20 protein-coding genes are annotated in these 23,694 nt (G+C 41.7%); 15 read left to right on the forward strand and 5 right to left on the reverse strand.

The genetic code is table 11. The annotated features are described in order from the left end of the window. Positions 1–1,164, reverse strand: coding sequence for a hypothetical protein (locus ACOTYB_RS11580; RefSeq protein ID WP_000114860.1), 1,164 nt, complete (start codon positions 1,162–1,164; stop codon positions 1–3). 369 nt (positions 1,165–1,533) lie between these two features. On the opposite strand from ACOTYB_RS11580, the gene ACOTYB_RS11585 reads away from it, so the two are divergent. Continuing rightward, positions 1,534–2,346: a DNA adenine methylase gene (locus ACOTYB_RS11585; protein ID WP_001121574.1), complete on the forward strand. Its 813-nt coding sequence runs from the start codon at positions 1,534–1,536 to the stop codon at positions 2,344–2,346. Between the two features lie 8 nt (positions 2,347–2,354). On the opposite strand, the gene ACOTYB_RS11590 is transcribed toward ACOTYB_RS11585, so the two are convergent. From ACOTYB_RS11590 to ACOTYB_RS11605, 4 genes are all read right to left on the reverse strand, one after another. Then, on the reverse strand, positions 2,355–3,209 hold the full coding sequence (locus ACOTYB_RS11590; RefSeq protein ID WP_000970401.1) for a hypothetical protein: 855 nt from the start codon (positions 3,207–3,209) through the stop codon (positions 2,355–2,357). 234 nt (positions 3,210–3,443) lie between these two features. Further along, positions 3,444–4,160, reverse strand: coding sequence for a zinc finger-like domain-containing protein (locus tag ACOTYB_RS11595; protein WP_000838219.1), 717 nt, complete (start codon positions 4,158–4,160; stop codon positions 3,444–3,446). Then, positions 4,157–4,357 (reverse strand): hypothetical protein, encoded by a 201-nt coding sequence (locus ACOTYB_RS11600; RefSeq protein WP_000594930.1) that lies wholly within the window; start codon positions 4,355–4,357, stop codon positions 4,157–4,159. The genes ACOTYB_RS11595 and ACOTYB_RS11600 overlap by 4 nt, the downstream gene beginning before the upstream one ends. 19 nt (positions 4,358–4,376) lie before the next feature. Beyond that, on the reverse strand, positions 4,377–5,429 hold the full coding sequence (locus ACOTYB_RS11605; RefSeq protein WP_001065778.1) for a hypothetical protein: 1,053 nt from the start codon (positions 5,427–5,429) through the stop codon (positions 4,377–4,379). A gap of 476 nt (positions 5,430–5,905) precedes the next feature. Between ACOTYB_RS11605 and ACOTYB_RS11610 the strand changes: the two genes are divergently transcribed. The 14 genes from ACOTYB_RS11610 to ACOTYB_RS11675 all read left to right on the forward strand — a co-directional run bounded on the left by ACOTYB_RS11610 (position 5,906) and on the right by ACOTYB_RS11675 (position 23,634). Next, positions 5,906–6,781, forward strand: coding sequence for a RepB family plasmid replication initiator protein (locus ACOTYB_RS11610; protein WP_000594611.1), 876 nt, complete (start codon positions 5,906–5,908; stop codon positions 6,779–6,781). A gap of 1,148 nt (positions 6,782–7,929) precedes the next feature. Continuing rightward, positions 7,930–8,283 carry a hypothetical protein gene (locus tag ACOTYB_RS11615; protein WP_000423602.1) on the forward strand — a complete coding sequence of 118 codons (354 nt, stop codon included), beginning with the start codon at positions 7,930–7,932 and terminating at the stop codon, positions 8,281–8,283. A gap of 17 nt (positions 8,284–8,300) precedes the next feature. Then, positions 8,301–8,651, forward strand: a complete 351-nt coding sequence (locus ACOTYB_RS11620) for a type IV conjugative transfer system protein TraL (RefSeq protein ID WP_001447770.1) — start codon at positions 8,301–8,303, stop codon at positions 8,649–8,651. Positions 8,652–8,662: 11 nt separating this feature from the next. Further along, positions 8,663–9,451, forward strand: a complete 789-nt coding sequence (locus ACOTYB_RS11625; protein WP_000783153.1) for a TraE/TraK family type IV conjugative transfer system protein — start codon at positions 8,663–8,665, stop codon at positions 9,449–9,451. Further along, a complete protein-coding gene (locus ACOTYB_RS11630) occupies positions 9,451–10,722 on the forward strand; it encodes a TraK domain-containing protein (protein ID WP_000592092.1) in 1,272 nt (423 codons plus the stop codon). The genes ACOTYB_RS11625 and ACOTYB_RS11630 overlap by 1 nt, the downstream gene beginning before the upstream one ends. 1 nt (position 10,723) lies before the next feature. Then, positions 10,724–11,185 (forward strand): plasmid transfer protein HtdO, encoded by a 462-nt coding sequence (gene htdO / locus ACOTYB_RS11635; protein ID WP_000521242.1) that lies wholly within the window; start codon positions 10,724–10,726, stop codon positions 11,183–11,185. Then, positions 11,175–12,530 carry an IncHI-type conjugal transfer protein TrhB gene (trhB, locus tag ACOTYB_RS11640; RefSeq protein WP_000351841.1) on the forward strand — a complete coding sequence of 452 codons (1,356 nt, stop codon included), beginning with the start codon at positions 11,175–11,177 and terminating at the stop codon, positions 12,528–12,530. The genes htdO and trhB overlap by 11 nt, the downstream gene beginning before the upstream one ends. Positions 12,531–12,537: 7 nt before the next feature. Beyond that, positions 12,538–13,020 (forward strand): hypothetical protein, encoded by a 483-nt coding sequence (locus ACOTYB_RS11645; protein ID WP_000377632.1) that lies wholly within the window; start codon positions 12,538–12,540, stop codon positions 13,018–13,020. A 118-nt stretch (positions 13,021–13,138) separates the two neighbouring features. Next, positions 13,139–13,891 (forward strand): protein-disulfide isomerase HtdT, encoded by a 753-nt coding sequence (gene htdT / locus ACOTYB_RS11650; RefSeq protein WP_182911723.1) that lies wholly within the window; start codon positions 13,139–13,141, stop codon positions 13,889–13,891. 9 nt (positions 13,892–13,900) lie between these two features. After that, the gene (trhV, locus tag ACOTYB_RS11655) at positions 13,901–14,851 is read left to right on the forward strand and encodes an IncHI-type conjugal transfer lipoprotein TrhV (RefSeq protein WP_001022588.1); all 951 of its coding nucleotides are present in this window, start codon (positions 13,901–13,903) and stop codon (positions 14,849–14,851) included. Positions 14,852–14,859: 8 nt separating this feature from the next. Next, positions 14,860–17,541, forward strand: a complete 2,682-nt coding sequence (locus ACOTYB_RS11660) for a TraC family protein (protein WP_000387412.1) — start codon at positions 14,860–14,862, stop codon at positions 17,539–17,541. 2,548 nt (positions 17,542–20,089) lie between these two features. Further along, complete coding sequence (locus ACOTYB_RS11665; RefSeq protein ID WP_001371949.1) at positions 20,090–20,251, forward strand: hypothetical protein; 162 nt, start codon at positions 20,090–20,092, stop codon at positions 20,249–20,251. Between the two features lie 1,128 nt (positions 20,252–21,379). Continuing rightward, positions 21,380–22,633 (forward strand): ParA family protein, encoded by a 1,254-nt coding sequence (locus tag ACOTYB_RS11670; protein ID WP_001050364.1) that lies wholly within the window; start codon positions 21,380–21,382, stop codon positions 22,631–22,633. Continuing rightward, positions 22,630–23,634, forward strand: coding sequence for a ParB family protein (locus ACOTYB_RS11675; protein WP_001278838.1), 1,005 nt, complete (start codon positions 22,630–22,632; stop codon positions 23,632–23,634). Before ACOTYB_RS11670 ends, ACOTYB_RS11675 begins: the two co-directional genes overlap by 4 nt. The last annotated feature ends 60 nt before the right edge of the window (positions 23,635–23,694 follow it).

Consider the following 23,694-nt stretch of genomic DNA (forward strand, 5'->3'; position numbering starts at 1 on the left):
TTATTCTGCGTCCGGCTGTGGGTCAGTATCCTGATCGGTCTCTTCCCCTGCCTTCTTAGCATTTTTTTTACGTGGGTATTTTGGCTTCTCACCATTAAGTTTTGCCTGACGATTCTCCGCACGGCGAAGCTGCTTGTTCTCTGATTCTGTGATCTCTTTTGAAAGATTTCTCAGCATCTCCAGAGTACTGCGGTTCAACGTAATGTTGATTTCTTCGTCAGCACTTGAATCTGTCATCTCCGGCAATTCAATATCCCCCAGTTTCTGTAATAAGCTGGTGGTGATGAGTTTGACGCCTTCTACGGCTTTTGTGGCAATAACCGGCGGAATCCGTGCTGGCTTGAAGTCTGAAGGTCTGACTCGTACCTGACCATGTTGGGTTTTTTTCACCGTGATGCCATTCGCATCGGCCTGCTCAAGTTCCGCGATCATCTTCTTGATACGTGAAATTGCTTCTGTTTCACCGAGCTCATCGATCAGTGAAAGCACGTTAACATACGAAATAGCGTCAGCATGAATCCATTTCTTGATAACAACAGAACAGGTTGTCAGGCGGATAAGAGAACTGATGGTCGTCGGGCTTTTATTTTCACGTTGAGCAATTCGTTCGAGTGACCAGCCAGCAAGAGAATGTAGGCGACGATAGGACTCGCCAAGCGCAACAGGAGAAAGCGCAAGACCACGGTTACCATCAATGGTCGCGAGCTCACAGCCAATTTCATCTTCTTTAATCTCAACGCAAAGGATTGTGATGTCATGATCTTCATCACATGCCATCATTGCGGCTTTTAAACGGCAGTGCCCCTGGCGAACAAAAGGTACCCCATCAATGACACGTACTCGGATAGGGTCTACATAGTCACCTCGAATGTAGGCATTCTTGATGTTGTAGATGTGTTCTTCAACCTCAGGGAGCTTATAGTAATCGTCACCCATTCCCATTTCGCGGGAGTTGAAGCCTGGCGTGACCTGAATTACTGAAGGGTGGATAGCCCATGCTTTCTGGTCACTTACTTCAGTACAAAGTTCAGGGTTTGCATCACGGAACTGTTTAAGCCCAGTGACGTAACGACCTGTGCCAGTAACTACTGAAAAGGCAACATGGGCCGTTTTAAAGACCTTGTCATTAGCTTGCTGTGTAGGTTCTGTCAGTAAAACACTCATAGGGGCTCCGTTACATTTTTCTGCTTACTTTCTGCGTAGCGGGGATACTACCGAAAAAAAAATCCATAATTTTTCGCAAAAAAGGTACTTTTTGAGCCTATTCTGATTTTTCACAAAAAAAGAGGGCTCCCCATTTCTTGTGATGGCATCAAAATCGCTTCATAAACAAAGACATAAATCCAAAACATAAAGTTCAGGTATCAGTGAGGAAAAATCTTATAAATCCGCAATGCTGAAAGTCAAAACTGTGCGTCTTAAACAACTTTTTTTTGCTCCCTAAGTTATTAGTTAAAGCCCGTGGTTAGGTACGATACCAGCACCTAAATTTCTCTCTCAGGTATAGACACTTTGACTCGACATCTCAGACACATGCCGATAATCAAATGGGCTGGTGGAAAAACGAAACTGATGCCTTTCATCAGCCATCACTACCCACACGATCATAGTTGCCGGTGGGTAGAACCCTTTATAGGCGGTGGTGCCGTTTTTCTGAACATGTTTGCACAAAATGCATTGCTTGCAGATAGCAATCCAGACTTGATCAACCTATACAGGACTATTCAAAGACAGAAAACTAACTTTATAAATCAGGTCCAAAACCTAGCGGATAAAACCTTTGTCGAAAAGGACTACTATGAGATGAGGGACCGTTTCAACAAAACCTGTATTTCTGGTCAACCGCTTCAAAGAGCGGCTTTGTTTTACTCCCTGAATCGCCTGGGCTATAACGGTATGTGCCGCTATAACTCAGAAAGAATCTATTCAGTGCCCTGGGGGAAACATACAGAACTGAAGCTTGACTTCAATAAAATAGACTACCTTTCATTTCGTCTTTCAGGTATTGAACTGATCACCGCTGGTTTTGAGGAGACTCTGGCCGCAACCGGCGAAGGAGATCAGATTTATTGTGATCCGCCATATGACAAAACAAGCAAAACTAGTTTTGTCAGTTACGATGGTAAACCGTTCAGCCAAAGCGACCACGTGCTGTTAGCAAATATGCTCGTTGACGCTCACAGAAAAGGCGCTGCTGTTGCGATATCAAATAGCCTGACACCATTCACTTTGGGCCTCTATGAAGAGCGTGGATTCGTCATACACAGACTCAGCGCTTACCGATCCGTAGGAAGTAAGCCAAATACACGGAAAACGGAAACAGAAATACTGGCCGTGCTGAAATAGAGTTAATTCTAATCAACGGGGCTAATCCATTCCTGAAAAGTTAATACCTCAGGGTGAGTTCGTTGAACATAAGGTATAAACTGAAGCTCTTCTATTCTCCGGTCGCCCCTCTTTCCTTCGCAAATAAATGAAATGAGTCCTTGCTGAGAAAGCCCAGTAAGGACGCTCATAAGTCTTATATTTAGAGTTTTAAGCTGTAAGTCGTTATTAATGTCCTCCACTTTATGAGAGCTCTGGCCTGAACGTTTAAGATACTCGTAAACCATGAAATTCGAATTTCGTCGTTTTAACAATTTTTCGGTTATGCATTCCTGAATGAAACCGCCAAGAGCATCTAAAAGCGGACTGAGAACTACCGGGAAAGTTAATGTGTAACTTTGAGAAGTTTTAGACAAAGTAAATGAATTTAGAAAGCTAAAGTTAAGTCTCTTTTTTGAATATGGAGCGTAAGCGACAAGAGTAGTTGACATAACAGTAAGTAAAGCTTCAAGATGTTCCACTGTTATTAATGTGGTTTTATCTGTATTTCTTAGATTATGGAAATCAATAAACGCTACTCTTGAACGGCTAAGCCAATCTTGTACTTTAATGTCGATAGAAAATTGCGATATATGATTTGAACATTCATTTTGGTTGATAGGGCATGCAGACGAAAGATGGTTATGGATTATCATGCATAGCACAAAAAAAGGAAATCGGCAGGCTGTGGGGCATTGAAAACCGGTTAAAGAAAGCTTAGACGTTTCATATGCGCTTACCGGAAAAGTAACTTTTCTTAACGTTGGCTTTGACGATGTTCTTGCATTTTTACAAATGAAACCGAGACCCAGATCATTGTGCATTTTAAAGTCCATCTCCATCATCACCTTTTAGCCTTAACTGTATGGTATTGGTATACAAAAAATTAAAAATTATAATTAATAAGATTATCATTTTTTTACTATTGAAAAGGTTGTGATAGAGGGGAATTTAAATGTAAAAGATTTATACTCGCAGATCTTTATGAGGGATAAAACCCATTGCGTAAGCAACAATATTACGTGAGTGAGTCCTAACGACAGTTTAAGTCTTGGCTCTATATTTAAGCAGTAAAACATTTAACTGTCTTGGAGTTTACTTAACTTAAAAACTGTTATTGCAGCATAATTTTTCGAATCAAAATCATAGAATTTTCTGACTTTTCCAGTCAAATGATAACGTTCACCCAATAAAATGTGATCCTGTTTATCGGCCGTTAAAGCGATCCCGTCATTTCTAACTTTACCAGTAAATGTAAAAAAATAACTCCCTTTACTTTTTGCGTACGCGGCCCTGACTTCAGTAAATGTTAGTTCAATGCTTATGACCTGGCCGATATTGTAGCTATGTTTTAAAATTTCTTGTTCATTTTCCGGAGTTTCAGACAACATCACATCAAAGGTTGTAAAGAAACAATCCAGCTGGCGTTCTGTCAAAAAACGGTTATTGTCTAGTTGCGCCAATATACTATTAGAAAACTTAGTGTTAGCCTTTTTTGCTTTCTCAATAAGTACGTGGTTTCTGGATTTCCATGCTTCGAGTGTTGGGTTAACACGCAGTTCCGGAATGTTATCGAGAAAGGTAATTGGCTCTAGTACCACTAATTTTTCAATAATGGGTCCAACTGTTTGCACCCCATGACACTTTTCACATACATCAGCCCCTTTGTGGCCTGTGCCCGCACATTCGTTACATTCTCTTTCGATAGGTGCATAATAATTTCCATCTCCGTTAAGGGATACATTCACTGAGGCTGGTACCATATGACCATCAAGAGTAAAGAAAAGAGATTTCATTTTCGAAACACCTCCAAACGTGCCTCTACGATTGCTACAGCTTCTTTCACAGTTTTTTCATAGTGGTCATGCCCTTCAGGAAATTGGTCAAAACGTTTACCGTGTTCTAACTCTTCCATGTTGCGTTTAAGGACTTCATGAGTTAGAAGCAAATCATTATAATTATCGATAAGAGTCAGCTTTATAGGTTTAATCACTCAACTAATCCTCGGTTTTTTATTCCTTAAGGAGATCTCGAATTTCCAGAAGCTCTTCTAATTTTGGTTTAGAAAGAATGATTGCTGTATTTTCGTCGTTAAGTAAAGACAATAAAATATTTAGCTTTTCATCATTCAAGATTATTTGAACACCATCATCAGAAAATATTACATTTTTACTATCAACATTTTTGAACAAGTGTGCACTATCTCTACCAAATTTTAGTTCTGTTTGAGTATTCGTTATAGATTCCGTATGTGTACTTTCCACAAGCTCAAGAAATTCAGATTTTAGCCGTTCTGTTTTCTTATGCGAGAGGCGCTTAATACCCAAAGTCTTACGTGTGACTGCCGAATTTTTCTTTTCTGGTCCGCCTTTATTTAAGGTGTCTGGTCCTGCTCCAGCTGCATTGTGTTCAGGTATGCCTACAATTTTGCTCGTTGTAGTCTCAATATTCTTAACGCCAGGTAAGAAACCTTCTATATGTTTTAAAACCATTTTGTGATCGTTGGAATATTTTAACATTATTTCAATGGCGAGCGTTTTTTTGATTAGATTTAGGCTAATCAAACGTTGAAGCTCTAATGGCATATCAAGGATTTTTAGCATATTACGAATTGCGGTAGTTGATCGTTGATATCGCATTGCTAGTTCTTCAACCGAATACCCGAGACTAACAGCATGAGCTAATGCATGAGCTTGCCCAACCGGATTTAGCCCATTGCTTCTGTTACCATCGAGGTTCTCAAGGTATTCTTCAATTTCGTTTTTATAATCGATTAAGATAACAGATAATTTTGGAATATTAGCACCTTCAGAAATTGCTAATTTTAAGCCATGAAAACGAGTATGACCTTGACGAACTAAATATTTACCTTTTCTTTTTACGACCTTGATCATATCAACCTGCCTTCCTTCCTTAAAGGCTTGTTTGATTGACACAATCATCGATTTGACAGGTTCTTGTTCGTAACACAAATCTCCGATTACCGCCTCTCGGGGATTAAATCCCTTTTCAATTTCAACTAGATTAGTATCCACTTCAATGACTGTATGTTTGCTGTTGTTCATATCTTCCTCCTGTTTACTACATGATACATGAACCTCAAATTTGCCAAATAGGGCTGATACATCTAAAAGGTAAACTCAAAAAATTTGCTTAATAAAATTAAAATAAAAACTGTCTTGAATAAAACAATGATAGTAAACCCACTTTCATTTCCGTTTGCGATCTGTAGATATTGATAAAGGAGCGCTATTCCTTGTTTTATATGGACTTATCATTGTTTTCAACAGGTTAGATCAATTCTTTAGATCACTAAAGATCAATAGAGTTCAAGTAAAGATCACGGCATCTTTAACTCATTGATTATAGTAACTTTATGAAAGGATCCGGCATTCGGATGCATGCGAAAAGCATTTGAATGAATAAGGAAGGCATTTACTGGAATGCTTATGGCATTTAGGTAAATGCGTAAAAAGCATTTGCAAGAATATGTTATAAACAGTTTGCCAAATGAAAATCTTATCACCGACGAGTTAAGTTAATGATTAAAAACAACGAGTTAATCCATCCTTTTGACGTAACCAGTAATGAATCAGGTAAGACTTATCAACTGACGCCTAACTCGTCCAAGTCGGTTCAGCCCGTGGCCCTGCTGAGATTGAGTGTATTTACCCCTGTCGGCACAAAAGAAAACCGCGACCGAAACTTTGAAGTTGATGCCTCTGATGAGCTTTCGTGTATGGAAATTGCAAGATCGGAGGGTTATGACGACATCAAGATAACTGGTGTCAAACTATCTATGTCTACCGACTTTAAGTGCTGGCTCGGGATCATCATGGCTTTCAGTAAATATGGTTTTACTTCCGAGAAGATTAGCCTGACTTTTAACGAGTTTGCGAAGATGTGTGGTATCAGTTCAACAAACATCAACAAACGAACTCGTGCGCGCTTTAAAGAGTCATTAATGAACCTTGCATCGGTAGTGCTTGCCTTCTCAGACTCTCGTAGTGGTCGGTTCACAGTAACGCATCTGGTGCAGAAGGCTATGATTGATCCAAAAAGCGATACTGTTGAGCTGGTTGGGGATCCTTCTATGTGGGAACTGTATCGTTACGACCATAAGACATTGTTAAGCCTTCAGGTTCTATACATTTTGGCTAAAAAAGAAGCTGCGCAATCTCTCTATATTTATTTTGAAGCAATGCCAGCTGGTACGTTGTTCGTTAATATGAAACGGTTGAGGGAAAGGTTGCTTCTTACAACCCCTATTCGTACGCAAAACCAGATAATTCGTAAAGCAATGCGGGAACTTGAATCTATCGGATATCTCGATTATCAAGAAGTTAAGAAAGGTCGCGACATACAATTTCAGATCTTCAAAAGAAGCCCTAAGCTGGCCCTTGCCAAACAAGGTTGAAAGCTATCTGGTATGCACTGGTTATAACCTGCTGAAAAATAAGTTATTTATCAGTGCTATGCTTAGTGCTTCTTTTACTACTGGTCTTACATCTCGGCTTAATGTGCAAAAAAGTAACTTTTCAAACGAACTCCTGACTATTCATCTGTATGCCTTTCTGACTCAAGCGTACATGCTAGCCCATTCATTAAATGCCGTTGAGCAAGATGGTTTCGTGCGCACTCTATTCACGTGAATGCCTTTTGTGGATTACGCCTCTTACATTCATACAAATGCTTTTGATGTCGGTATCCCAAAAATTCATTCATTGAAATGCTTTTGTTTGCCACTGTATCCCGAGCATAGCTATGCAGTGGTATAAAAAGGCATTTTGGTGAATGGCATTAGGTCGAATGACACACAGTTCAGCTTTGTTAAGAGCGAGAATGGTCCAAGACATCTATGACATTGGGCATCAGAAGGACTATGTGCTTGATATGAGATCAAAAAAATATCAGAAGCATCACAACTCCAATGGCATTCAAAGAAATGCCTTTGTTTTGTTAGTACACCAAACAACCCAAAATTCATGCAGTTATATCAAAGACTCATTCGCAAAAGGACTCAGCCAGAAAGCATTTGCTTAAATAGCATTGGCCAAAAGCATTCGAATGAATGATGTTCGTATGGACAAGACAAAGTCCCACTCACGCCCAGAGGTGTAAAAGGCATTTAGATGAATGACGCACCGGCCCGAGGATTGTATGTAGTTTCTCCAACTGATAGTTGCCGAACCAGGGAGCACAGTGATATGCGGCCTTCTCAGAATCAAGAGATAGATAATAAGGGAACAAAAAAGATTAGATATGAAGCTTAGTTACCTGCCCGATATCTAGTTAGAGCTTTTCAAACCATCAAAAGTGACTTTTATGCTTGAGGAGTCTCATCAGCTTCAGGATTGAGCTTAACGTAATCTTACCCCCTCCCCTCTTTCAAACTTTTACTAAGCGTTCACTGGTACCTTTCAAAGATTATGCTTTAGGCCCTTTGCTTAAAAATTCACCAATCGCTAAACGTTAAAAAAAGGGGGTTTATGCGAACGGAAGGATCGGAATAAAAAAGTATTATTCATTCGCGTTTACGTGAACTCAAATCTACACGGAGTAATTATGGAACTTTCTTTAAATATTGGCCTTAGTGAAAAGAAATCTAACACGGCTGCACTTTTTAAAACAAAAAGCGCAAAAGTGATTTTGTTTGTTCTGCTGACCGTGCTTTTTTGCGGTCTGGCATATGCGGGTTCAGATGATGGGGCACTGGGAGATATTTGGTCATACATGAGTGAAAGTATGACTGGAGCTCCGGGCAAAATTCTGGCAGCCGCGATGTTGATCTCAAGCGTATATTTCTCTGTCCTTAAGCCTAACCCGGGCCTGGCACTGGTTTCATTATTCATGATGCTGGTAATGGCCAACGGCGAGAAAATTATCAGCACCTTTATGGATGCTGGCGTACCGCTGTAATTTATTGTTAATCATGCATGAGGGGGTTCATCCCCCTCTCTGGATTTTTAATGAGTAAGCAGAACGACGTTCCTCAGCATACCTATAGATTCCCTTTCAGGATCAACATGCCTCTACTGATTTTGTTTTGGGATGCCAAAAAATTAGGGCTTGCATTCATTCTGGTTGCATTTGGGAATATCTTCGAATGCTTCGGGTTTTCTGTTGTAGCAGCGGTTGTGTATTGGATTGCGTATAACAAAGCAGCTGAGTCAGGAATAAGAGGATTGCTAAAACACAAACTCTGGTGGCTCGGTTTTTTGCCAGGTAAAGCAGTTTTTAGTAGCCGTTATTTCAACGATCCATTTATCAGAGATTTGTATTCTTGATGGAGCTATGAATGAAAATGCTAAGTGGCATTAACATCCCTTTTTTCAAAAAATCTAAAAAGGATGAAAACGGTGATCTTGAACAGTCATACGTAAAGAAAGATGAAAGTGCTAAGGGACGTTTTTTGGACATTAAAAAACGATTTAGCCCACAAGCTGAAGCGTCAGGTGCTGGAATTACATACAGCGCCCTGATTAATCGTGATACAAAACTTATCCGCATTAATACTGTTTCAATAGCCGTCATTGGGTTATTGGTTGCAAAGATTCTTTTTTTCACTGACCCAGTGACGATTGTTACCCCTCCAAACATGAATGAAGAGATCACGGTTGTTGGTAACAAAGCATCGGAATCTTATAAAACACAATGGGCTCTCTTTTTTAGTACCCTTTTAGGGAATATTAATCCAACTAATATTTCCTTTGTGACGGCCTATGTCCTCGATGCCCTTTCACCTGAACTACAGGCTAAAACGAGTGAGTCTTTACAGGAGCAGATAAATATCATGCAGGCTCGTGGTGTTGAGCAGACCTTTAAGCCTAATGATATTTACTTTGATCCAAAAAATGACATGGTCTATGTCTGGGGTACCAAAACGACTCGACTTGTAAATGTTCCGGACAAAACTGAATCATCGAAATGGACTTATGAATGGGTTCTCGGGATGAAAAATGGTCGCCCAAGAATTGCATATGTAAATCAATATTCCGGAACACCGAATATTAAAAAAATTACGATAAACGGCAAAGAGCAACTGGCAACGCTGGATAATCCGCCACCGTCTACAGGTAACAAGTGATGATTAAAAAAAAGGGCTTAGGCTTCAACGCAATTACAGCATTGATCATGCTCACGACTTCGAACTGCGTAATCGCTGAAGAATACCAATTGCCAGCAACAATTAATAACCCGGTTGTAATGCCAGTTGGTGCTGACGGATTTCAGAATGGAGCTGCAAAAGCCATTATTCCGGGTCAAGCTGGTTCTGAACAGTCAGGTGCACAAACAAACCTTAGTGAAGCCGGTAATGCGCAGGGACAAAAACCTACAACTGATCTCCCTACCGTGCAACTTTCCCCAGCCAGCAATGCTTCGCCTGCGGTAAGCGCTATTACTGGAGCATTATCAAATAATCCTAGTCTCCCCGGATTTGACGCACAGACCCGATCTGGTGCAATTGATAGCTATGGGAGACCAACAGGTACCTCTTCCCAGCAGAATGCAACCAATGCGACCGCCACGTCAAAAGCCGATGAACTTTATGTCGAAGCTCGTAACCGATATAAAGAAGTTCAGCGTGTAAATGTGCCGCCTGGTGGGAATGTGGTACTGCCAGTTTCACGAGGACTTCAAAACAGAATATCGACCAGCTTCAAGAATGCTTCTGTCAGTACTTCTACCCCTGCTGAAGAGGCAAGCATATTTGTTAATGGTGGCGATGTCTTTATTTCAACTAATACCGATAAACCAATCGGGATTATGTTGTCTGAAGATCAGGTACCTGAATCGACCTATAACCTGACCCTGGTACCGCTTGATGTTCCCGGTGCGATGATTTCAGTTACTACATCTTTAAGCCCATCTATGCAAGCCAAACGTGAAACCTCATTGGATAAGCAAAACTATGAGGAAATGTTGGCCCGCTCCCAGTCAGAAGAACTGGCTCCAACGGATCCAAAACAAGACGATCATAAACAAAGAATCATTGATTTATTGACTCCTGTGGCTCTTGGTGAGGTCCCTTCAGGATTCAGTTTACAACAGGACCGACTTTCTCGTATTCCTGCGCCAGAGCAGTCACCATGTAACTTTAATATGTATGCAAAGCTCGGTCAGAGACTGGTTGGCTCACGTGAACTTATTGATGTAATTCTTGTGAAAAACGATAAACCATACGGTCAAATCGTTGCTGATCAGCAGTGTATGGCAGAAGGCGTTATTGCAAGTGCTTTATTTGATAAAGCATACCTGCAACCGGGAGAAGAAACAGAGCTTTACATAGTCCGGGATAAATTGTTCAAGGAACGCGAGGCCCGGGTTACAACCAGACCAAGTCTAATCAGAAAATAATATGGGAAAAGTTACTTTGCCTGCTCTGCTTGGGGCCACCGTGATTGGTTTTGTCGTATTTGCTTTAACCAGCTTTTACTACAGGTCAGAATATATACCAAAAAGGAGTGTATTAATCGTTCCGGACGCACCCATTAGTATCGAAGATGGCAGTAACGCTTTTCCCGTTCAGACAGTAATAATGAACGATCCAACTCTTATTGATAAATTTGTAGGAGAGGGCAATATTAATGAGGAGAATGCTTTTGACTATCACAAAAGTAACGTTTTGGAACCTAATTACAAACATGAAATATCTAGAACGAGCCAGATAGATAAAGCTGAAATGAATCATCCATCTGTTCGTGAAAACTGGGCCAGAGCAGGTGAACCCTATATCGTTCCTCAGATGTCTGACAGCGAACGAAATCTAAAAATTAAACGATTCCAGAAACCTACAAGTGGAGCTAATCATGGACATTAAAAAGGCCTGGGAAAATAAGACCGTCAGACTTTCTGTTATTGGCGCTCTGCTGGTAGTGATTGTTTATATTATTAGCCAGTCTATTTTTTCCACACCAGTTAAGAAAGAAAAGAAAACACAGAAAAAAGACATGCAGACCAATTTGTTGTTAGATGATTCGCAAATGAACAAATTGAGTAATGAAGAAAGCCAGAAAGTATATAAAGAAATGGTTAAGCAAAACCGACTTGACCAAAATGCGGCGAAAGAGGACCGCGAAAAAGCAGAAAAAGCCCAACAGGAAACTAAAGCCCAAGTTGCAAGTTTAACTTCTCAACTTCAGCAGCTGTCTCAGCAAATTAATGATATGCAGACAAATCGAAACGGCAATCGTAACTTGGATGCTGGTAGTTCGCGTAAAACGATTAATGAGCAGGCACCGGCAGCTCCTTATCAGCTTAATGCTAATGCGCCGATTAATGGCGTAAACCCTAATTACGCTTCTATCACACCTACGCGTAATAGCCCAATGAGAACAATCACACAAAGTTCCATTAAGACTAATGGTACCGATGGTGTCATTCAGGTTATGCCCGTGTCTGAAAACAGAATCAAGGAAGGCAGAGAGGTCATTGCAGGAGATAAAGCGCCAACTCGGACTGTACGAGGTGATGGTACTGCGCCAGTTGATAGCAAAGCGCGGCATGCTGCCCGAAAAGATGAAATGTTTCTTCCGGCAACATCTATTATCACTGGTGTTCTGATTACCGGGCTTGAAGCGCCTACAAGCCTTTCTTCCAAATCAGAACCAATGCCAGTAACGATGCGTATTAAAAAAGATGTCATCATGCCCAATAATTTCACCATGGATTTGCGTGACTGTAACCTTCTGGGTTCAGCTGTTGGTGATCTGGCGTCACAGCGTGCTTACATACGTGCCACTTCTATCTCTTGTGTTAATTCAAAAGGGAAAGCTTTTGACGTAAAACTGGAAGCATATGCTGTAAGTGAAAATGACGGAAAAAATGGGATCCGAGGCACGCTTATCAGCCGAAATGGTAACGCAATTGCAGGAGCTGCATTTGCCGGTGGACTTTCTTCACTTGCCGGTAGCTTAAGTCCCAGTAAGGTATCTTCACTTAACATCGACCCTAATTCACAGGCTCAGTATCAGTCCCCTAATTTTGGTGCACTTGGGGCATTAGCCGGGGCTGGTGCAGCTCAAGGTGGTCTTAATCGACTCGTCGATTACTACACCGCAATTGCAGAACAACAGTGGCCAATCGTAGAAATTAGCCCTGGCCGAGCTATTACATTTGTCGTTCAGACCGGAACTACAATTCCAACGAATCTGACCAGTCGCTGAGGTTTAAATGGATAGTTTAGAAAAAAAAGAATCGCCTGAATCAGCTGGACCTGAAATCACTAAAAAAATGGTGCGAGAAAGGACAACAAAAAAAATTACCTTCGAAATTGATATTGAAAAAATATTGAAGTATTTATTTTTCTTCGCCTTTGCCGTATTGGTCATTATTTATGGTTATAAAGGCTTTATGAATGTTTACGATTACTTCAATAAACAATCCCAGCCTTCGTACAAGATTGCAGTGCTTGACATGCCTGAATTACGTAAGGAATTTTTCAAGCATCACGGAGGCCGTACTGCTGACAATGATAGATCTCAATTCGAAGAATATTTCAGAACATTAATGAAGATCTACCGTGACCGTGGCTATTTAATTATTGATGCAACGCTTGCCGTTACTGTACCGGATAGTGTTGAAATCGTCACTTATATGGAACTTGAAGATAGCTCTGAAGCGGTACAATCAAGTTCTTATAATGCAAAGAAGTAGAGGGCACCCAATAGTGAAAAAGTTACTTTTCCCTTTAATGGCGGCTTTCGCCATTATGGCGAATACGGTCACTTATGCTTCAGAGCAGGTCCTAACTAATAGTGATGCTGCTGCGTTAATGGCAAAGGCAAAGGAAGGTGGCGTTTCACCCAGTCAGATCTCGGGTGTGTTATCAAAAATGAAAGGATATAAACCTAAGGATGCCATATACATTCCTTCTGGTGGGCTATACCTCTTTCAGGACGAACGTTCGCAGCTAATGGCAGTAACGACCGATGGCCGATACTCCCTTACTGGGGGAAGCCTTGTTGATGTAATTAAACGTAAACCTGTTCTGACTGTAGAAGAAATCAGGAATTCCTATTTTATTAGTCTTGATGAGGCCCCCTTCCCTCTGGAAACTGTAGCGTCCATTCCTCTGGGAAATTCAAAGCTTAAAAGACAAGCAGCCATTTTCATAACACTTGATTGTGACGGTTGCATGGAACTTGTTAAGAAATTCTATGCAGATCGGGACAAGTATCGGATAGATATTGTTTTAGTTCCCTCACCCGGTGAGCCAAAAGAAGAGCTTAGAAGGCTCTGGTGTAGTAAAGAAAAAGGAAAAATAAACAACCTCGATATTCTTCGTTGGCTAATGGGAAGCAAATCCGACATTGAAAAAAGATTGCTCTCTCAAAAAGAAGCAGAAGAATGTCCGGCGGAACCTTTGGTAGCGTCATTGATGCTCGCAGGAATTTATAAATTGCAGGGTGTACCTTCAGTTGTCAGACAGGATGGTTTGGCTGGTAATGGCATTCCAAAAGATTTCGACTACTGGTTGAACCAAAGCGTTGAACCTCTCTTAAAAAATCCATTTGAGACAAATTAAGGCTAGTTTATGAACATCAAAAGATTGGTACTCAGTGCTCTGGTTGTAGGTACATCCTCATATCTTACGGGGTGCTCCATCGGTAGTTCCGAATCCGAATGTCCAGGCATTGAAAAGGGCGTTATCTGTAAAGGTCCTCGCGAAGTTATGGAGTTAACTAATAATCGAGATGATCTGTCTGCACTGGCGGGGGAAGAGTCGGAATCGGGAAAGGAGAAATCGGCTGTCAATGACAGCCGTTATCCAACTGAAATTAGCCCTCCAGGGGAAGTCAAATATCCACAGTCTACTACCCTTAAAAATCAGCCTGTGGCTTATTCAAAAACCGAAATTAAGCCAGTTGGTCAGTTACCTGTCATGTACGATAAAACTTTAAAAATGGGTGCCCCTACTTCATCCATTGGACCACGGCCTATTTCTGGTGTACCGGTTAATTCAAACGTAAGGATGACTAGCAGTTATAGCACTGCCTCTTCAACTGGTAACCCTTTCGTTCATCCGGCTGCGGAAGTCGTTAAACAAACAAGCTATCCGGTTTCTGCTGGAAATGCCCCACGCTACGTTGCACCTAATTCTGATATCAGCCCTGGTAAGGATATGTACTCTCTTTACAATGGCCAGCCCGTTAACCCGACTCTCAACCCTGGGCAGATCCAGCAATACCGTTCGCAAGGTTATAAACAAGCTGTAGTGGCTCCTGAACCACTTGCTGTTCTGCAACAGGGGAAAGTAATGAGAATTACTTTTGCACCTTATACCGATGATAACGATGCGCTTAATCTTCCCGGCTACGTTTATGTCAACGTAAAACCGCAAACATGGATTGCTGGCAAGAATTCGACCTCAAACCCAGCTCGCATAGTTCCTTTAGAAGTACAGGATGCGGCCCGGGAAAATATGCAGCAGCAACAAAAAGCAACTAAAGCTGTCTCTTCGAACGGCATTGTTAGACAACTGTAAGGTCAAATATGGAAGCTATCAATAATTACAATAGCGGTTTAAATCGCCATCAATTAGGTGGGTTTATCCCTGTTTACGATCAATTAGCAGGGACTCACTATTTTTTGATTGATGGCAACAGATTAGGGTTTATGTTTATCTGTAATCCATCCCCTGGAGTTTTTGATAATCAGCAAGATGTTCTTGCTGAAATGTTCAAAATGGATTTCCCTACAGATACTGTCTGTCAAATATCTCTGACTGCATTGCCAGACCTGACTTTACAGCTTAGTGCTTGGTCAGCTGTGCGAGGTGGGCGTATGACTGGGAACGATAAGCTTAAAGCAGATCTGCTTAATGGTTATCAGTTGGACTACTACGACAGAAGTATGCATAAGCCTTTAAAACCTGATCATGATAACCTTATGTTGAGGGATTTTCAGGTATGGATCTCGCTATCGATTCCTTTACAGTCTGCCCTTCCTACCGAGCTGGAACATTCGCGTATCGATTCACTTTACTCTGAACTTGTAAGTAAGTTAATTACGATTGGATTGCATCCGTTTAAGGTCGATGCAGAAAACTGGCTCTATTGTATAGATAAGGTCGTAAACCCCGGAAAGAACTCCCGGTGGGCTGAAGGTTTCATAGACGTTAACACTATGAAAAGGCTTAATGAACAAGTTAACGTTCCCGGCCGTAAGTATACAGTCACAGAAAATCATTTCTCATCAGTCACACAAAGTGACGACGAATCTGAGCATCGTTACTTCAAACAACTTTCCGTTGTAAAGTTTCCTGAATACGTCAATTTCGGTTGTATGTATGAGTTAGTAGTTAACTGGATGCATGGACGTAAGACAATTTTCAGCCCATTTATGATCACTCAGACTGTTCAGTTTGCCGATCCGCTCAAGTTGTCAAAAGAAAACGTCCGCTACAAAGCAATCACTAATAAACAGGCAAGTATACCTTCAGTTGTCACATTCTGCCCTCGCCTGCGGGATATGGATAATGACTACATGGCCGTAACTCGCGAGCTTGAGGATGGCGCAAAGCTTTTAAGAGGGTATCTTACTTTCACTGTTATGGGTAGTAATGCCAATTCTGTGCAGACAGCAGCTAACGATCTCAAATCCTTTTACCTCGAAAGCCGGGTCAAAGTAGCAGATGATTCCTTTATCGTTTTCCCGTCATTTATGTCATGTCTGCCAATGTGCAATGACCCAAAGACAATTTTCGACCTTGACCGTTCCGAAGTAGTGAGCAACACCGGAGCGGCTCATATGACACCGATCTTTGGGCCCTGGAAAGGTAATACAGATAGACCAGTACTGAGTTTAGTTTCTCGTGAAGGTCAACTCATGGGACTTGATATTTTCAAGACTTCTGCAAGCTATAACATGGTTATTGGTGCAACGTCAGGTGCAGGGAAGTCATTCTGGACAGCATATCTAATCAATAACTATCTTGGAGCTGGACCGCGATCTAATAACCTCGTTCATTATCGCTCAACATTTAAGCATTTTTTAGAAAACGAATACCCAGATGATGATCCTGACGGTGCTCAAGTATTTGTTGTGGACGTGGGCCGTTCTTACCAGGGGATTGCGGAACAATATACAAACAGTCAATTTATTGATTTCGGTAAAACCCCTGACTTCACCCTAAATCCCTTTGCCTTCCTAACTGACATCACTGTTAACGACGATGTATTTAACGAAGCACCTGAATTTACCGGTGAATCAACTTCAAACGATGCAGAAAAAGACAAAGTTGCTCAGACCATAATGGTTTTGAATCAGCTAAAAATTATGGCTTCAGAGAAAGGCCTTATCGATGATTATCAACAATCAGTGATGCTTCAGCTTATTGCAGAAGAGTACCAAGAATCCAGAAAATCAGGTCGGACCGGTTCAATAACCGGCTTTGCTCTGCGTTGCAAGAAGCATGAAGACAAACGTATAAAGGATATTGGGGAGCAACTCGGAGCATGGTGCGAAGGTGGAATTTATGGGCACCGGTTTACCGATACGTTGCCTCCAATCAACTTCGACAGCAGATTTATTGTTTTGGAACTGGAGGAGCTAAAAGGCACCCCCCACCTTCAGACAGTTGTATTAATGTCTATCATTCAGGCTGCTCAGCATGCAATGTTCATCAAAAAAGATGGGCGTCGTCGCTTGTTCATCCTTGATGAAGCATGGGAGTACATTCGTCCTGATAATTCATCAGGTGCCGGAAATCAATCAAACCAATTCTTCTCTTCCTTCCTCGAAGCGGCATGGCGTAGGTTCAGGAAAACAAACTGCGCTGGCATCTGTATCACACAGTCGTTTGAAGATTATTTTACTTCTTCTGTTGGCCGGGCCCTGACTGCTAACTCGCCTTGGAAGATAATCATGAAACAAGAAAAAGAAAGCATTGAAGCAATGAAGGCTAATAAATATTTTTCTACTTCAGATGCAGAATATGAACGTATGAAAAATATTCGTACAGTCAAAAAGGTGTTTTCAGAGATGTTAGTCAGGTTCGAAAACTTCCAAGAGATCTGTCGGTTATACGTAGACCGGAAAATGGAGCTTTGTTTTACTACGGATAGTGCTGACAGGAGTAAATTATGGGAAATTCAAAGCCGCGAGAATTGTAGCTATGGCGAGGCAATAGAAATTCTCTATGCTCAAGAAGTAGCAGCGGGTTTGGCCGCGTAGAGTAAATATCTTCAAGCAAAAATAATTAAACCAGATGTCTCATAAGAATCTGGTTTTTTATTGTATGCCTTAAGTAAACAAATGAGGTTGTGACTTAATGAGTTCATCACTGTGCTGCAAATTTTGGTTTTATAATTAATGTGGTGTAAAAACAGTGACATAAATACAAATCGCAGTTAGGTTGTGTACGCATTAAGTAAACAAAATTTATAACTTCAATACTGACATTATAAGATGAAAATCACGTAAATTACATTTTTGTTTACCAAAGGTAATCAAAGTAGCGCGGCATTATTAGTGAAAACAGATCACTGGTGTCATTTTGCATACAAAACTTAATATCCTTTAATCATTCTTCTAAAAGTTTATTATTAACGGTTTGGTTTCTGAAAATTTATCCAATTTGCTCACCGAAGACTTTTAACTTATTTAACCCCCTTTATCGCCAAACTGTGATTTTCTAATGTTAGTCTACAGTTCTAGGGCCCTTGCTCCCATGATGCGAATCCTGCCACCTAATAAAGATTAACGCCTCATTCCTGTATGCCGGTCTTACGACGCCAGTGCACGGACTATTTTTGGTCATCACAAGGACAGGCGGGAGATTTAATCAGGGCGTGGTGTTGCTGAGCAGCAGCTGCGGCACTGTAAGCCGAAGGCGGAATTAACTCCTTTATCACCATCTGGGGACGTCATTATGGGTAGCCCTTTTAACTTACTCAGGACCATTAAGCTAAAATTCCGGATAGCGATTGACGTAAGATTTAGGCTAAGCAGGTAAAGTGATCCCCGCTCCCGGGGTGACAACTTTATACAAAAGGCCGAGCGGAAGATTGTCCTTAGGGAATATTTCTTTAACACAGCACGGGCACTTACTCACGCTGCCGGATTTAACCCCCTTAATCGCCAAACTGGGGTTCTGTCCTCATGCTGGCCTTCAGTTCTGGGCGGGGTTGCTATCACTTGCTCCCTAATGCGAGATGTACCTGCTGATACAGATTAACGTCATATTCCTGCGTGCCGGTCTGCCGACACCAGTGCACGGGCTTTTTTCGGTCATCACATTACCGGGCAGGAGATTTTATCAGGACGTGGTGTGACTGAGCAGCAGCTGGGGCACTGTCATCCGCTTGCAGATTTAACCCCCTTAATCGCCAAACTGGCGTTCAGTCCTGATAGTGTCCTTCCGTCCTGGGCAGGGTTGCTAACACTGGCTCCCTTAATACGAAATGCGCCTGCTGATAAAGATTAAAGTCACATCACTGCATACCGGTTTGCCGACTCCGGTGCATGGCCTTTTCCGATAATCACAAGGACGGACGGGTGATTATATCTGTGCATAGTATGTCTGAGCAGCATCAGAAGGCACTGTCAGCCACTGGCAGATTTAACCCCCTTAATCGCCAAACTGGCGTTCAGTCCTGATAGTGTCCTTCCGTCCTGGGCAGGGTTGCTAACACTTGCTCCCTTAATACGAAATGCGCCTGCTGATAAAGATTAAAGTCACATCACTGCATACCGGTCTGCCGACTCCGGTGCATGGCCTTTTCCGATAATCACAAGGACGGACGGGTGATTATATCTGTGCATAGTATGTCTGAGCAGCATCAGAAGGCACTGTCAGCCGCTGGCAGATTTAACCCCCTTAATCGCCAAACTGGGATCAGTCCTGATAGTGTCCTTCCGTCCTGGAGAGGGTTGCTAACACTTGTTCCCATGATACGAAATGCGCCAGCTGATACAGATTAACGTCTCATTGCCCATGCCGGTCTGCCGACACCGGTGCATGGCCTTTTCCGATATTCGCAAGCACAGATGCTTGATTTTTTCAGGGTGTAATATACCTGAGCAGCATCTGAAGGCACTTTCAGTCGCTGTCAGATTTAACACCCTTAATCGCCAATCTGGGATTTTATGATGTTAACCTCCAGTTCAAGACCCTTGCTCCCATGATGCGAACCTTGCCACCTGATAAAGATTTACGCCTCATTCCTGTATGCAGGTCTTACGACTCTAGTGCACGGACAATTTTCGGTCATAACAAGACCTGGCGGAAGATTTAATCAGGCGTGGTGTGACTGAGCAGAAGCTGGGGCAATGTCAGCCGCTGGCAGAAAAAACCCTTATTCGCCATCTCAAACCGTCATTATGGGTAGTCCTTTTAACTTTCTCAGGACCATTAAGCTTAAACTCCGTTTAGAGAATGACGTAAGATTTAGGCTAAGCAGGTTAAGTGATCCCTCTCCCGGGTTGAACACTATATTCATCGTACGAGCGGAAGATTGTCCTTCGGGAAATATTTCTTAAACACCGCTCGGGATCTTATTGCCACTGGCGGATTTAACCCCCTTAATCGCCATACTGGGGTTCTGTCCTGATGCTGGCCTTCAGTTCTGGGCTTGGGTTGCTATCGCTTGCTCCCATAATGCGAAATGTGCCTCCTGATACAGATTAACGTCATATTCCTGCGTGCCGGTCTGCCGACACCAGTGCACGGGCTTTTTTCGGTCATCACATTTCCGGGCAGGAGATTCTATCAGGGCGTGGTGTGACTGAGCAGCAACTGGGGCACTGTCAGCAGCTTGCAGATTTAACACCCTTAATCGCCAAACTGGGATTCTGTTCTGATGTTGACCTTCCGTTCTGGGCGGGCTTTGGTTTACTAACACTTACTTCCATAATACGAAATGTGCTTGATGATGCAGATTAAATTCACATTACTGCATACCGGTCTGCCGACACCGGTGCATGGGCGATTTCCGACGATCTCAAGAACATATGGGAGATTATATCAGGGAGAGTAGTATGCCTGAGCAGCATCTGAAGGCACTGTCAGCCGCTGTGAGATTTAACCCCCTTAATCGCCAAACTGGGGTTCTGTCCTCATGCTGGCCTTCAGTTCCGGGCTGGGTTGCTATCACTTGCTCACATAATGCGAAATGTACCTGCTGATACAGATTAACGTCATATTCCTATATGCCAGTCTGCCGACATCAGTGCTTGGGCTATTTTCGGTCAAAACAAGACCTGGCGAGAGATTTAATCAAGCGTGGTGTGACTGAGCAGCAGCTGGGGGCACTGTCATCCGCTTGCAAATTTAACCCCCTTAATCGCCAAACTTGGGTTCAGTCCTGATGTTGGCATTCCGTTCTGGGCGGCGTTGCTATCACTTGCTCCCATTATGCGAAAAGTGCCTGCTGATACAGATTAACGTCATATTCATGCATGCCGGTCTGCCGACACCAGTGCACGGGTTTTTTTCGGTCATTACAATACCGGGCAGGGGATTAAATCAGGGCGTGGTGTGACTGAGCAGCAGCTGGGACACTGTCAGCCGCTGGCAGATTTAACCCCCTTAATCTCCACACTGGGGTTGCCTCCTTAAGTTGGGTTTCATTTCGGGGTGAGGTTGCTAACTCTGCTCCCATAATTCGTAGTGTGCCTCCTCAAGAGATTAACACCTCATATCTTTAGACTGGACTGACGACAACGGTTCACAGTTAGGAAACGTATATCAGCACACCGGTGAGATAGATTTTAGGGTCTAAGCAAGAAATAGGGTAGGCGTGAAGATTCATTAATGGAGCTCTTAACTTCAAAGCGTAGAGAAGGAGACAAGAATCGTGGTTTAAACAGGTTGTGCATTAGGTATGGACTAGAGAGTCTGAGCTCACATCTGCAAGTTAAGCTCACAAAAAATCATAAAAAAGTAAACAAACATTAGCTTAAGATTGAAACTAAGGATAGAATTGTACGCATAACAAGGAAATGGACGCATTATACGTAAAGTTTACATATATGCGTAAAAGTCGGTTTTCAGTGCAAAAAGGTCATAACCATGAATTTACTTGAAAAGATCGCCCTCGTTGGTCAGCGCATGAAAAGCGAGCAGATTTCTCTAAAGGAATCTCTGATGGCTTCATCAAGAGTATCTGTTTCTGATGATAGTGTTGATGGTGTTGATAGACTGATCTATAACCACTGTTTGAATAAAAAAAATCTCTCTGATTTTTTTGGGAAGTCACGAGTAACGTTCAATAAAATACTTTCGGACTTAGAAGAAAAAGAACTTGTTGGTGCACCTATTTATCAAAACAAAAATCATCTTTACACCCGCTGGGATGTTCAAAAAATAATGGATGCCCTGGGTTATCCCAAGTACCGCGATCATTACTTTAGCAGAGCTATTGTTACTCAGAATCATAAAGGCGGTACAGGGAAAAGCACTACATCTGTAGCTTTAGCAGTAGCAGCTGCTTTAGATCTACAACTCAATGCACGTGTATTAATGATCGAATGGGACCCACAAGGTTCGATTGGAAGCAGCATGATTCAAAGTGTCTCAGAAGATGATGTCTTCCTTACAGCAATTGATGCAATCCTTGGAATTTATGAAGAAAATTCTGAGTATAAAAAATATTTAGATTCAGGATTCTCTGAAGAAGAAATCATCACTAATATGCCTTTTTCAACGCATCTGCCAAACTTGGACGTAATAACGGCTTTTCCGACAGATGCTCGTTTTAAAGATAAATACTGGCAATGTTCTAGAGAAGAACGTACGTCTTTGTTACTACGTTTCAAGGAAGTTATCTTACCGGTACTGAAGCAGAACTATGATTTGATTATTATAGACACTCCACCTGAAGATTCACCTTTGATCTGGGCTGCTGACGAAGCGGCCGATGGGATTCTTGTCGCAGTGTCACCACGTGAATATGATTACGCCTCTACTACAGACTTCATGCTTACAATAAGTGAAAGGTTTAAACAATCACCAAGTAAGGGCGACAATTTAAAATGGTTCAAAGTTCTTGCTGTCAATGTAGATGACAAAAGTCCATATGAAAGAATAGTTTTGGATAAATTAATCAGAACTGTTCAGGACCTTTTGATGTCCGCTAACATAAAAAATTCTGAAGCATTTAAGGCAGCTGCTTCCAAAGGGCGTACAGTGCTTGATATCAAAAAATCAGAGGAACTTTGTTCCGCAAAGCAGCTTGATGTCGCAGAAGAATCTGTATTACAGGTATATCAGCAATTTATAAATGAAATAAAAAGTTTTTCAGCTAAGCAAGGAGTTAACGCATGAGCGATGAGCAACATATCGGGAATGATAAATCTCGATATTTAAACGCACCAAAGCGGACAGAAGTCGGTCACCGTTCAGGTCTTGCGGGTTTGAAAACAGCACCTCGCATAAAAAAGTTATTCACTCTTCATAAGGGCCGGAGACTTGAAGCGGAACATGTGATTGTTCCAGCCCAGAGAGTGGAGAAGGAGACCTTAGTCCATCCAGCGAACCCACGAAATCAAGAAGCCCTTACAGATTATTCTGTTAGAGATATTCTTAAGCAGATTGAAGAAAGAGGGGTCGATACCGAAGGGATCGCTGTAAAAAGAGATGGGGTTTATTTATTAATAGAAGGAAGTCGCAGACGTTTCTGCTGTATAAAGGCAGAAAAGGATCTCCCCCTGTGGGTTCTTCCGGATGAACTAACCGAAGATGATATAAATTCAATTATATCCGCAGCACAAACATCTCGAAAATTTTCATATAGAGAAGTTGGGTTTCAATTTATCAAAAAAATGGAAGAAAAAGGATTTTCTACTAATGAAGAACTCGCAGCATATCTTGGGATTAGTCATGTATCGGTAGCCAAAAGAATCCAGGCGGCCCGTATTGACGAAACATTGATCTCTTTATTCCCGGATTATGAAGGAATCCCGAACTCCTATTATAGTCGCTTGTCTCGTTTACAGAAATATGTGCAAAAAAATCTATTTCCTTTAGATGAAGTAATAGATAATGTTAAAGAGGAAACAAAAGATTTAGACATTGGAGATCTCCAGGTTGCTCAAAAAGTTGTAATGGAAAAAATCACACAATCTGTGGAAAGTGTTTGTGAAAAAACTTATTCCACAAAATGGGAAACAAGTGATCTTATTACTTTTGATAACAAAGATAAGTATGCAAGAATCAGTAAAAACAATACTGGTAGAAAAATTCGCTTTGAATTCAATAGGATAAATGCGGGTTTTATTAAGGAACTAGAGGAGTTCATAAAAGAAAAATTAAAAGTATCAGAATAAATATTGAACTGCATCTTTATGATGCAGTTCATATGATTTATATTTTTAATTTCTTGTTAT

Origin of the sequence: Enterobacter cloacae complex sp. IR5450 (assembly GCF_049238665.1) — a bacterium.
In the GTDB taxonomy this organism is placed as follows: domain Bacteria; phylum Pseudomonadota; class Gammaproteobacteria; order Enterobacterales; family Enterobacteriaceae; genus Enterobacter; species Enterobacter hormaechei_C.

Coding starts and splice junctions, on each gene's coding strand:
- ACOTYB_RS11625 (WP_000783153.1), top strand. CDS start 8,663: ATGAAAATGCTAAGTGGCATTAACATCCCTTTTTTCAAAAAATCTAAA.
- ACOTYB_RS11590 (WP_000970401.1), bottom strand. CDS start 3,209: ATGATGGAGATGGACTTTAAAATGCACAATGATCTGGGTCTCGGTTTC.
- ACOTYB_RS11595 (WP_000838219.1), bottom strand. CDS start 4,160: ATGAAATCTCTTTTCTTTACTCTTGATGGTCATATGGTACCAGCCTCA.
- htdO (WP_000521242.1), top strand. CDS start 10,724: ATGGGAAAAGTTACTTTGCCTGCTCTGCTTGGGGCCACCGTGATTGGT.
- ACOTYB_RS11610 (WP_000594611.1), top strand. CDS start 5,906: ATGATTAAAAACAACGAGTTAATCCATCCTTTTGACGTAACCAGTAAT.
- trhV (WP_001022588.1), top strand. CDS start 13,901: ATGAACATCAAAAGATTGGTACTCAGTGCTCTGGTTGTAGGTACATCC.
- ACOTYB_RS11645 (WP_000377632.1), top strand. CDS start 12,538: ATGGATAGTTTAGAAAAAAAAGAATCGCCTGAATCAGCTGGACCTGAA.
- trhB (WP_000351841.1), top strand. CDS start 11,175: ATGGACATTAAAAAGGCCTGGGAAAATAAGACCGTCAGACTTTCTGTT.
- ACOTYB_RS11580 (WP_000114860.1), bottom strand. CDS start 1,164: ATGAGTGTTTTACTGACAGAACCTACACAGCAAGCTAATGACAAGGTC.
- ACOTYB_RS11670 (WP_001050364.1), top strand. CDS start 21,380: ATGAATTTACTTGAAAAGATCGCCCTCGTTGGTCAGCGCATGAAAAGC.
- ACOTYB_RS11605 (WP_001065778.1), bottom strand. CDS start 5,429: ATGAACAACAGCAAACATACAGTCATTGAAGTGGATACTAATCTAGTT.
- htdT (WP_182911723.1), top strand. CDS start 13,139: ATGGCAAAGGCAAAGGAAGGTGGCGTTTCACCCAGTCAGATCTCGGGT.
- ACOTYB_RS11615 (WP_000423602.1), top strand. CDS start 7,930: ATGGAACTTTCTTTAAATATTGGCCTTAGTGAAAAGAAATCTAACACG.
- ACOTYB_RS11585 (WP_001121574.1), top strand. CDS start 1,534: ATGCCGATAATCAAATGGGCTGGTGGAAAAACGAAACTGATGCCTTTC.
- ACOTYB_RS11620 (WP_001447770.1), top strand. CDS start 8,301: ATGAGGGGGTTCATCCCCCTCTCTGGATTTTTAATGAGTAAGCAGAAC.
- ACOTYB_RS11675 (WP_001278838.1), top strand. CDS start 22,630: ATGAGCGATGAGCAACATATCGGGAATGATAAATCTCGATATTTAAAC.
- ACOTYB_RS11630 (WP_000592092.1), top strand. CDS start 9,451: ATGATTAAAAAAAAGGGCTTAGGCTTCAACGCAATTACAGCATTGATC.
- ACOTYB_RS11660 (WP_000387412.1), top strand. CDS start 14,860: ATGGAAGCTATCAATAATTACAATAGCGGTTTAAATCGCCATCAATTA.